The organism is Accumulibacter sp. (assembly GCF_023806625.1).
Lineage (GTDB): Bacteria > Pseudomonadota > Gammaproteobacteria > Burkholderiales > Rhodocyclaceae > Accumulibacter.
Map to the genome: position 1 here is coordinate 1 of NZ_JAMTDX010000096.1, position 10,507 is coordinate 10,507.

Here is a 10,507-nt window from a genome sequence, read left to right on the forward strand (position 1 = left end):
GCTGCTCGTCAGCAGGCATAGGCACGTCGCTACCTCGGGGGGCTTTCACGGTAACCGGACCACCCGGTGTTTCGGCGCGACCTGGCGAGCTCGCAGGAAAAGCTCGACAAGGTCCTGCGTCTCGAGGCCGACCTCCGGCAGCTGTTCGCCCCCATCCCGGCATATGCGGCAGCGGGGCTTGATCCCGGGCGATCGGATGCTACCCTTGGCGAATCCACCCAGGAGGTGCTGGCGTCCTACAACGCAGGTGATCTCGACGCTGCGCTCACCGCTGCCGAGGCGCACGAGCAAAGGGCATGGGCGTTTGGCGACCGCGCAGCCTTACTGACAGGGCTAGAAATGCGGTGCCGTATCCTGATCGCAAAGGGGCGGGCACTCGCGGTGATGCCGCTGCTCGCCGAACAGGCGGACCTCAGCCGCGCCATCGGCGACCGGCATCGCTTGCTCGCCTTGGTGCGAGCGCGCGCGCGGCCGCACTGTTTGCCGCGGCCTGCTACGATGCCGCGTGCCCGCTGCTCGAAGAGCAGGAGAGCCTCGCCCGCGAACAGAACGACCCCGCGCTGCTGGGCAAGGCCGTGGGCAACCGCGGGGTGATTCATCGCCTGCGCCGCGAACACGCGGCGGCGCTCGCCGACTTTCACGAAAAGGAAGCCCTGTGGCGCCAAGTTGAAGACGCCAGGGAACTCGCCGGCAACCTCTGTAACCAGGCGCTGGTGCTTGGCGACGGCCTGGGCAGGTGCGCCGGGGCGCTCGCCAAGGCCGAGGAGGCGGTGTGGGTCGCCAGCGCATTTGGGCTGGAGCAGACGCTCGCCGAGGTGCAGCCGCTGCGGGACCAGCTGCGGGCGGTGACTCGATCGCGACTTCGACCGTGCCACCGTTCAGTGGCGGACTCTGCGGCGACGGGCGCCACGGCGGGACTGGCTCCGGCCAGCCCGCGTGAGGTGGAGCGCTTCCGGGCGGTGCGGGTCGGTAGCCTCGAGCCGCGCCCGCGGCTCCGCTCAACAGGCTCGCTCCTCCGTCCCGGCCTCGCGGCAACCCTCTGATTGCTGGGGTCACGAGCCGCTTCCCGAGAATCGTCAGAAGCCCGGATCTCGGGGTCGTCCCGTCCGACTGTCCTGGCGATCCATCTCGCCGACCGGTGATGGGCCGGGATGCGCGCCTGGCGCTCGCTGCGTATCCGGGCAGAGGCACAGGGGCCGAGGCCCGTTCGCCGCTCGCCGTCGCCGAGCGGCGCGCGTCCCGCCACCCGGCACCGGGCAGTCTATTCGGTCTGTTGCCGATCTTTTTCAGCTTCGCCCTCGCGCGCTCTCGACCTCGACGCGCAGCGTGTTCTCCCCCGCGTCCCATTCCCAGCCGTACCGGCAAGCTGGCGGCAGATCGATGCCGGCCACGACGAGCCTCCGGTAGCCATCCTGCCAGCGAAAGTCGGGCGCTTCGACTTTCCGGCCATCGATGCTGATGCTCAAGCCGGGGGGCCCTTCCGGAAGATTGAGTTCCCTGTCGGCGGCTGGCCAGAGCAGATCCAGCGTCAGGTCGGGACCGCTCGTTATTGCGAGGAGGAGCGGCGCCACCCGGTTGACCGGTAGACGCGCTGGGCTCCCGCTCCTCGTGCCGGCCGCGCTGCCGGCGTCTTCTGCGAGCGGCTCAGCCATCAGCGCGTCGAACGCCGCTTTCCATTGCGCCGAGTTCAGCAGGACCCGCGGCGTTTCTTCAGCGCGAGCGATCGATGTCGCGACGAACGGTGATCGCGTCGGGTTCTCGGTCCACGACTGGACGTTGGCGAGCATCTCGGGCGGCAGGAACAGGCCGCGGTTGATCTCGTCCCAGCGCCGTAGCCATTCGTCGTCGATCGCGAAGGTCTCGGCGATCGTTCGCAGATCCTGGCCGCTGAGCGAATACTCTCCATGCTCGTCGAAGCGCCACTCGCCGTCCGCGCAGTGCAGCGATCCCGGTTGTGGTCGTCCGGCCAACGTATGCCGGCAGCTTGCGTCGCCGCGTAGCGGATCGAGCGCGATCGTCAGGCAACGGGCGGGATCGAGACGCCAGGCAAGCCGGTGCGTGCGAACGACGGCAACGCTTTCCTCCTCTTCGTCGAGCGTCGTGAAGTCGTCGAGCTGCAGGTCGACCTCGCGGGCCTTGTGGATGAACCGCTGTGCGGCCGGGTCCCGGGCGACTGCCGAGTCCAGGGCGTCCATGTACTCGCGCGACGGCTCGATCAGCGGATACTGGCCGGCCAGGGCGAGCAGGACTTCGCGCGAAGGCGATCGCAGTAGCGCGCGTATCGCCGCGTCGTCGTAACCCCGAACGAGCGTCGATACCGACAAGCGCCGCTCGCGCAGCAGTGGCCTGAGCCGTTCTCGAACTGCGGGCGAGGCGCAGATCAGGATCGGCCGAAAGCCTGCTTCGCGCGCGTCGATCGCCATGGCGACCGCGTCTTCGGGATTGCCTGCCGATGCGCAGCGCCCGCCGCCGGAGAATGGCCGATCGCGGGGGTCGAGCAGGCGCCGCCACCATTCACCCGCGGGCGGATCGGAAACCAGGATGAGTTTTTCGCAACGGACGAACATTTCGGGCTCCCCGGGCCGCTCAGGATGAGCCGTTTCCCGGCCGGGCGAACCACGGTCTGAGCGCTGGCCTGACGGCATTCAGATAGGGAACGGCTCGCGAAGTCGGGCGCAAGCCGACACGCAGCCGGTCCCACAACCGGTAGTACGGCAGCAGCGCGGGCGCGACGGGATTCGCCAGCTCGCCGTTCCACTCGTCGACGGTGGGCAACGTCGTGCGTCCGTCCAGCGCGGCAGCCAGGTAGCCGTCCTCGATCGGTGCGAAGAGGCGCTCGGTGGTCGTCAGCCACTCGTCGAGATCCATCGTCGTCTCGGCATCAATGCCCTTGTTCTCGGCCAGCCGGCAGATTGCGGTGAAATACTTGAACACGCGAATCGGCGCGTTTCGCCGCATGCGCGCCACGACGAGCAGCGTCCGGTACCTGTCACGAAGCTCGCTGATCCTTTCCCACGCCTGCTTTGCTTCGGGGTCGCCGTCCATTCGATCGCGCAACCCCTTGTAGTCGAGGCGCTTCGCGTTCAGGTTGAGCTCGAGGCGGGCCCCGAGACTCGCCTCGTCTGCGGAGCAGGCAGCGTCCAGGATTTGGGCGGCTTCCCTCGCCGTCAGCGCCTCTACCCACTTGCTGCGCGGCTGGCTCCAGAGCGGCAGCGCGTCGAGGTAGTCGGCGGCCGAGAGGCGCAGCGCCGACTCGCGACACGCTTCCCGGGCGTACAGGAAATCCTCGAGCAGCTGGTCGAGTGCGGCGTCCCACGAGGCACGGATTTCTCTTGCGACGGCGTCGCGTTCGCGGGCCAGCCGCTCGTCGAAGGTCCCGCCGAAGAGGGTCGTGTCGTCGACCGTCTTCAGCCAGGCGAGCGCGCCACCGCAGTCGGCGTCGCCCTCGTTGGCGATCCCGCAGTCCTCGATCGCGTGTAGCAGAAACGCTTCCAACTCGACCCTCGAGACGACAGCGGCATCCCCCGCTTCGGCGAGGGATTCGGCGATCCGCTTGATCACCGCGAGCGACGGCTTGCCCTGCTGCTTGCTCCGACGCACCCGCTCCAGGCTTCGCCGTGCAGAGTCGAGCCTGCGCAGGGCGAGCGCAGCGAACGGCACGGCACAGGCAGTCACTGCCCCGTCGAGTTCGCCGAGCATCGTGTCGAGTTCGGGGAACCCCGCCGGTCCCAGGTCGATGCAGGCGCAGCGTGCGCGCTCCAATGCCTCGCCGACCGCCGGCATTCTCTCCCGCTCGATGATCCGCGTGACCAGACCGCGTACGAGATGAGTGTAGGCGGTGCACGCGAAGCGCAGCCGCAGGCGGTCCTGAAACTGGCGCCGCCACTGGGGCTCGACCGCGTTTGGCAGGGGACCAGCGACCTGGCCCGCGACGTGTTCGATCAGGCAACGGATCTTCCCGGCATCGTCCCGGTCGTAGTGACTGGTCACCGACTGGGAGCACGGCGCCCACGCACTCGTCTCCGCCGGGAAGTCGTCCGCGGAGGGATGGTGATCGTCGTCGCCCTCGGGCGGGGTGAACTCGGCGAAGGGGATGGTCTGCTCGCCCCGGTATTCGAGTTCGCTCGCCAGCCGTGCGACGACCGCCTCCAGCACCACCGCCCAGTCCGGCGAACCGGGGCCGTCCGACTCGCACCCGGCCTGGTCAGCGCGCACGATCAATTCGCGAATCAGGTGCCGGATCAGCGGCAGGCGAGCGCCGTCGTGTTGATCCCCCGGTACGAACTTGCGCACGGACGCGAGACGCGAGAGCAGGTCGTCCAGTTCCCGAAACGCGAAGCGGACGGCATAGCTCGCCTGGCCGCGCAGGGTATCGCTGGTGCGCTCCTCGAACCGCCGGCCTTCGTCCGCGAGCAGCAACGCCAGCGTCTCGACCTCGCGTCGCCCGAACAGATGATGGCCGAGCCAAAGGCGCGCCAGAGGGTCGAGGCACTGCGCGACCAGCTCCTGATGCCGCCGGCGAACCGCGTCGCGCAGGAACGCCCCGCCCTCCTCTCGGGCGCGCCGAGCCAGCCCTTCCGCGTGCTCGCGCTGCTCCGGATTCTCGTGCTCAAAGATCCACCGCTTGTCCTCGTCGATTTCCCCGACGGCCAGCGAATAGGCGCGCGCCAGCACGTCGAGGCGCTTTCCCAGAACGATTGCCCTGTACGTCGTCGCGAAGCCAGACATGGCCAGCCCTTTGTCCAATAACCGGCGAAGAGAACCCCGAAGATGAGCGGATTCTACTCTGGCGGATCGCAACCGTGGATTTTCCGGCACCCCGCACTCGTCCAGTCGCCAGAACCCCTCGCCCCCAAACTGACGCTCGCCCCGGTGCCCGTGGCGCCTCTCCGGAAAAGCCGGGCTACCAACCTTTTTTCCGGAGAGGCCGGCCTGCGCCGACCTCCGGGTCCCCGGCGAAGCGCCACGCGCTGCGATGGGTGGACGCCGGACGACGTCTGCGAGAGCGATCCCGTTGTGATCGCTCCGTTCAAAGGTTTCAACAGTACCGCCAACAGATCGACACGGGGAAAAAGCGATGATTCCAGCCACTGTCAAGCTCAACTCGAAGAGCGTCTTCCTCAGCCAGCCGTACCAGCCCGCTCTGGCGGACACCGATGAACTCGTCGGGCGTCTCGACGAGTCGCGGGACGTGCTCGCAGCCTGGGTCGCCCAGCCCAGGTTCCCGCGCCTTTGTCCGCTCCTGGTCGGCGACGCTGGCGTCGGGAAGAACCGCCTGGTCTACGAACTGGCCCGCTACACGGATAAGGAACTGTACATCCTGCAGGGGCACGAGGACGTGACGGCCGAAGACCTGACCTGCGCTGTCCGGTTCAGCGACGACGCCGAACGCAAGATGGACTACGTTCTTTCGCCGCTCGCGACGGCGATGCTTCGCGGCGGGATCTGCTTCATCGACGAAATCGGCAAGCTGCGCCCCCGGGCTCTGGCGCCGCTGGCCAGCGTGCTCGACGAACGCCGCTACCTCGACTCCGTGCTGCTCGGCGAACGAATCCACGCGCATCGCGGCTTCGCCTTCATCGCGGCGACCAATAGCTCGGACCTCGTCGGGGGCACGCTCCCCGAGTTCATCGGCTCGCGCCTCCGGCCGGTCATCGAAGTCGGCTACCCGTCGCGGGCCGAGATCGACGAGATCGTCAGAAGACGCTTCCCGCGCCTCGAACGACCTGCGCCGGCCAGCGACAGGCTGATCAGCCGTTTCTGGCAACTCTGGCGGGACGAGCGGGGCGACCAGCCGCCTTCGCCGCGCGATACGCTCTACCTGTTTGGCCTGATGCTCAATCTCGTCGACGCCGAGGGCGCCCCTCCCGGGGAAGTGCTGCTCGAGGCTCCGGCTGCGCCGGCCCCTCCCGACATGCGGCACCTCGAAGCGGCATTCAGACGACTCTTCGGACGAAAGGAATAGGATATGGCCCGGAAGGGAATCATGGAGCTTCGGCTCGGCAACGCTTCGTTGATTGCCGTGCCGGCAGTCCATTTCCAGTCGGCCTTTGCCCGTCTGGTCAATCTGGCCTGTGCCGATCCATCCGCACGCCCGGACGCGGTGGCCGTGGAACTGGGCCCGGTGACGGCGGCCGCGGCGCGCCAATGGCTGAGCGAACTCGGCGTCGGTCCTGAGAGCAGGACTCGTCTGCCGTGCATGCTCGGGCTGGCCCGGGCGAACCGCTTGCTGCGTCCGTCGGCACGCGAGCGCGCCCTCGAACTGCAGCGCGAGACCGGTCATGCCCTCGAGGACCTGCCCCCTCAATTGCTCTACGAGGAACTCGGGTTTCGGGGAACGCAGGTGCTGATGCTTTCCCCAACCGACTCGATTATCGAGGCGATCCGCTGCGCCCTCGAGCTGGGTGTGCCGCTGTACGGCGTGGACCTCGACGAGATGGCGAACAGCCATCATCCGCGACAGGTGTTGCCGGACCCCAGCGACGCCGGGCGCGACGCCGCGCGCTACCTCTCCGACACGATTGCGCTGGCGGCCGCTTGCGAAACCGACCCCGAGGTGGACCCGCGCCGCGAGTACGTGATGGCCGCCCAACTCAAGGCGCTGCTGGCACGCCATCGACGCTTGCTGTTCACCGGCGGCATCGCTCACTGGGCTCGCCTGGCAAGCCTGATCGCCGACGACAGCGTACCGGCAGCGCCATTGGTCGCACCGCCAGACGCCGAGCGACTCGGGTCCCTTCAGCGGACGGTCGTTCACCCCTCGCTCGCCCAGCAGTTCATGGACGCGTGTCCGGCAGTGGCCAATGTGCTCGAAAGCCGCCGGCGCCACCCGCAGCTCGACGCCGGCAGGCCACCACGGTCGATCGACGCGCTGCCGATCGTCCGGGCACTGCTTCGCCGAGCCTGGCGAAAGCTCCTGGCCAAGCCGACTGACGGCAGAACGGGTCAGGCCGGTCACTGGAGCTGGGCGTCGTGGAACGCTTTCACGCAAATGTTGCACGCACGTCTGCTGCTCGACATGCGCCGTGTCCCGAACCTCGCGCTGATCGACGGCTGCGCCCGGACGACTCTGCAAGCCCCGCTGCGGGAGAGTATTTTCGCGACGCTGACCGCGTTCCCCTGGGTCGATCCGGCCGATTACCCGGACTGCGTACGCCTGCGCCCCACTGTTGCCTCCGAAGGAGCCCCCGGTCAGTTCGTGCTCTGTAAAGCAGGCTGGCATGGCGGCACTCCCGAGCCGGTTGCGTTTCAGCCTCCGCCGGAGACCCTGTCGGCGTCCCGCCATGAGCGGGATCCCGCCGAACAGCAACTGGCCAGGGACGTCCTGTACCGAGGCTACCGTTTTTCCTGGCGGCCCTGGGAGAGCCTGACGACGGCGCTCTGCTGCTCGGCGATCGGGATGTCCAGAGGAGGACGGCGAGAACCGTGCAGCGAACGATTCTCTGGCCAGTTGCTGGACGGTGTGGACGTCAGGAAGACCCTGCGCGCCTACGCCCGCGGAAGCGAGCAAGTCTGGGTGCGTAGCAGCCGTCGGGGCCAGGGAGGACCGTCAGTCACTTCAGCCGAGGGATTTCCGGTCGTCTGGATCTTTCGCGACGACGCCGGTTCGGTGAGCGAATGGAGTGTCTTCTTTGAGCCGGTTGCCTGGCTGGAACAGTACGCACACAACTGCGAAGAGTTCCGTCGGCGCTATGCCGACCGGACTGACCGGCTGGTCAACCTGATTGGCTGTGGCGAGCAGGCTGAGGGACCGGCCGGCGAAGGCGGGAGCTGGCTCGCTTGCGCGGGCCTGATCATCTTCGCCCCGCTCTTCCCGACCACCCGGCAAAGCTGCAGATGGATCGAGGCCACCAACGGCCTGCACAACCCCTTGATCCCGGCCGCGCAGTCGGAGGAAGCGACAGTCGTCGGTCTGGCAGGACACGGTGGTTTGCAGCCGCAGGACTCGCACTGGCAGGAGCTGCTGATCGCCGGCGCACTTCCGTACGGCAGGGACGGCATCACGCTCGTGGCACCCGACCGCCTGACGCTCAGCGAGAACCTGATCGCCGCCGCCGCCGCCCGGCGAAAGACCATCCGGAGGGTTCCGCTGGCCGCGTTCGATGACTTGCTCCTCGAGCGAATCGCCCGTCTGAGCTCGATGGCCGGCTGGATCGACAAGCGCGACGGGGAGGCATTCTACGTCCCCGAGGCCGAGCGCCTGGCTGGCGAGGCCACCGAGCGCTACCGCGAACTCGTTCCGCCGTTCTGGCGGTCATTTGGCCTGGAAAGATGATCCCCATGAAACAACTGCCGACGAGAAGTGAATCAACCGGATGCGGACTGTCCCCATGGGAATCGGCCGGCTCGCGGCCAGGCCCGCTGGCTTTCGACGACCTGCCCCTCGACAGCCTGCTCGGCATGCAGTCCGCCGCCACCCCGACGCCGGCAAGCCAGTTTGCCGCAGCAGAAGCCGCCTGGGCGGCGACCCGTCGCACGGACGGCATCGACCATGACATCGGTACGACCTTGCGGCACGCGGCCGGAACACTGCGCAGCGGACTCGCTGTCCCGGCGAGCATGCTCGCCGAGTTCGTCGGCCTGCTCGGGAAGGTCATTCCGGCCGTACCGCTGCCCCTGGTCGCTGACCACGGCGTGGCGTACGAAACGGTCCTCGACCCGTGTTTCCGCATTGCACGCGCGGGCCACCACCAGCGGCTGCTGATCGAGTCGGGGACGCTGCTCTACCGCTGGTACGAGAGTTGTGGCCGGTACTCCGAAGCGCGTTCGGTGATCGCCGAACTGCTGGCGAATGCCCGACAGAGAGGTGGCTGGGTAGACGTTGCCGTGCTCACCAACAACTACGGCTACGAGTACATGCTCGAAGGCGAGTGGTCCAGCGCCGAGCGCATCTTCGCGCGTGCCGGAGGACTCTTCGCTGCCCACGACGGACCGGTCGAGGTGGCCAACGCCGCGTCGAACCGACTGCTCTGCGCCTACGAGATCGATGGTCGCTTGTCCCCCGAGCCGATCGAACGCCAGGCGCGGGAACTGCTGGTCGTCCTCGCCGGCGACTGGCGGCGCAGGAAGCTGCTCGTCCTGCTCGCACAAATCGAGGAACAGCGCGGACACCTGGCCGACGCGGTGTCCTTGGTCGAGAAGAGCCTCGAAGCATCGCACGGAGTGGCAACCCGGCATCGACACGACGACAGGCGTTATCTGGACAGCCTCAGACGGGCGCCCAGCGAGTGATCGCCGGCGATCTAGCGGCGCCCGCCCGGAACGTAGATCTGATCGAAGATCCCGCCGTCGCTGAAATGGACCTTCTGGGCATTGCGCCAGCCGCCGAAGACCTCGTCGATGGTCACCAGATTGACCTTCCCGAACTGCTTCGCGTATTTGGCGGCGACCTTCGCATCGCGCGGGCGGTAATAGTGGCGGGCGGCGATCTCCTGCCCTTCAGGGGAATAGAGATACTCGAGGTAGGCCTGCGCGACCTTGCGCGTGCCGTGTTTGTCGACGAACCGGTCGACGACGGCGACCGGGGGCTCGGCGAGGATCGACAGCGAGGGGTTGACGACCTCGACCTTGTCGGGGCCGATCTCGCGGATCGCCAGTTGCGCCTCGTTCTCCCAGGCGAGCAGTACGTCGCCGATGCCGCGCTCGACGAAGGTCGTCGTCGACCCGCGCGCACCCGAGTCGAGCACCTTGACGTTGCCGTAGAGCTGGCCGACAAACTCGCGCGCCTTCGCCTCGCTTCCGCCCGGCTGCCTGAGCGCATACGCCCAGGCGGCGAGATAGTTCCAGCGTGCGCCGCCCGAGGTCTTCGGATTCGGCGTGATGATCGACACGCCCGGACGGACCAGGTCGTTCCAGTCGCGAATGCCCTTCGGGTTGCCCTTGCGGACGAGGAAGACGATCGTCGAGGTGTACGGCGAGGCGTTGTTCGGCAGACGCTTCTGCCAGTCGGCGGCGATCAGTCCCCGGTCGGCGATCGCGTCGATGTCCCAGGCGAGCGCCAGGGTGACGACGTCGGCCTCGAGCCCGTCGATCACCGAACGCGCCTGCTTCCCCGACCCGCCGTGCGACGCGCTGACCTTGAGGTCGTCGCCGGTCTTCTGCTTCCAGTACCGGCCAAACGCCGCGTTGTAATCCTGGTAAAGTTCGCGCGTCGGATCGTAGGAGACGTTGAGCAGCGAGACTTCCGCCGCGACCACCGTACCGGAAGTCGCTGCGCCGGCGAGCGCCCCGACGAGAAGACCGGCGAGCACGCCGGCGAGAAGCTGTCCGAGTTTCATGCTGACTCCGTGAGAGGGTTGACGGCGCCGGAGTCTACGGAGATCGGCCTGACCGGCCAAGGAATCTTTGTTCATGAGCATATAAGCGCACGATCAGGCGCGCTCGACGCTGCCGCCGGACGACGCGCTCACCACCACGGAAACCACCCGTCGCGATGATCCTGCTGCTTCTCTTGTCATGATTAGCCACAATGTTCAGCAAACCTGATCACGCGCTCTGGCCGAGGTCC

At 67.6% G+C, this 10,507-nt stretch carries 7 protein-coding genes; 4 read left to right on the top strand and 3 right to left on the bottom strand.

Features of this window, described 5'->3' with window-relative positions; translation table 11 throughout:
- The first annotated feature begins 344 nt into the window (after positions 1-344).
- Positions 345-1,043, top strand: coding sequence for a hypothetical protein (locus tag NFW05_RS15265; RefSeq protein WP_295308788.1), 699 nt, complete (start codon positions 345-347; stop codon positions 1,041-1,043).
- Between the two features lie 243 nt (positions 1,044-1,286).
- Here the strand turns inward: NFW05_RS15265 and NFW05_RS15270 are convergent, their stop codons facing one another.
- Together NFW05_RS15270 and NFW05_RS15275 are read right to left on the bottom strand one after the other, a co-directional pair.
- A complete protein-coding gene (locus NFW05_RS15270) occupies positions 1,287-2,567 on the bottom strand; it encodes a hypothetical protein (protein WP_295308791.1) in 1,281 nt (426 codons plus the stop codon).
- Positions 2,568-2,586: 19 nt separating this feature from the next.
- Entirely contained in the window at positions 2,587-4,728 is a 2,142-nt protein-coding gene (locus tag NFW05_RS15275; protein WP_295308794.1) for a hypothetical protein, read from the bottom strand.
- Positions 4,729-5,077: 349 nt separating this feature from the next.
- On the opposite strand from NFW05_RS15275, the gene NFW05_RS15280 reads away from it, so the two are divergent.
- The 3 genes from NFW05_RS15280 to NFW05_RS15290 are packed head-to-tail and all read left to right on the top strand — an operon-like array spanning position 5,078 to position 9,231.
- Positions 5,078-5,965, top strand: a complete 888-nt coding sequence (locus tag NFW05_RS15280; protein WP_295308797.1) for a MoxR family ATPase — start codon at positions 5,078-5,080, stop codon at positions 5,963-5,965.
- Between the two features lie 3 nt (positions 5,966-5,968).
- Positions 5,969-8,275 carry a hypothetical protein gene (locus tag NFW05_RS15285; protein ID WP_295308800.1) on the top strand — a complete coding sequence of 769 codons (2,307 nt, stop codon included), beginning with the start codon at positions 5,969-5,971 and terminating at the stop codon, positions 8,273-8,275.
- A 5-nt stretch (positions 8,276-8,280) separates the two neighbouring features.
- A complete protein-coding gene (locus NFW05_RS15290; RefSeq protein ID WP_295308803.1) occupies positions 8,281-9,231 on the top strand; it encodes a hypothetical protein in 951 nt (316 codons plus the stop codon).
- Between the two features lie 11 nt (positions 9,232-9,242).
- Here the strand turns inward: NFW05_RS15290 and NFW05_RS15295 are convergent, their stop codons facing one another.
- Positions 9,243-10,277: a sulfate ABC transporter substrate-binding protein gene (locus NFW05_RS15295; protein ID WP_295308806.1), complete on the bottom strand. Its 1,035-nt coding sequence runs from the start codon at positions 10,275-10,277 to the stop codon at positions 9,243-9,245.
- Positions 10,278-10,507 lie beyond the last annotated feature (230 nt).

Bases quoted from the DNA above. Each gene is read 5' to 3' on its own strand.
- NFW05_RS15270 (WP_295308791.1), bottom strand. From the start codon at position 2,567: ATGTTCGTCCGTTGCGAAAAACTCATCCTGGTTTCCGATCCGCCCGCG.
- NFW05_RS15275 (WP_295308794.1), bottom strand. From the start codon at position 4,728: ATGTCTGGCTTCGCGACGACGTACAGGGCAATCGTTCTGGGAAAGCGC.
- NFW05_RS15280 (WP_295308797.1), top strand. From the start codon at position 5,078: ATGATTCCAGCCACTGTCAAGCTCAACTCGAAGAGCGTCTTCCTCAGC.
- NFW05_RS15285 (WP_295308800.1), top strand. From the start codon at position 5,969: ATGGCCCGGAAGGGAATCATGGAGCTTCGGCTCGGCAACGCTTCGTTG.
- NFW05_RS15290 (WP_295308803.1), top strand. From the start codon at position 8,281: ATGAAACAACTGCCGACGAGAAGTGAATCAACCGGATGCGGACTGTCC.
- NFW05_RS15295 (WP_295308806.1), bottom strand. From the start codon at position 10,277: ATGAAACTCGGACAGCTTCTCGCCGGCGTGCTCGCCGGTCTTCTCGTC.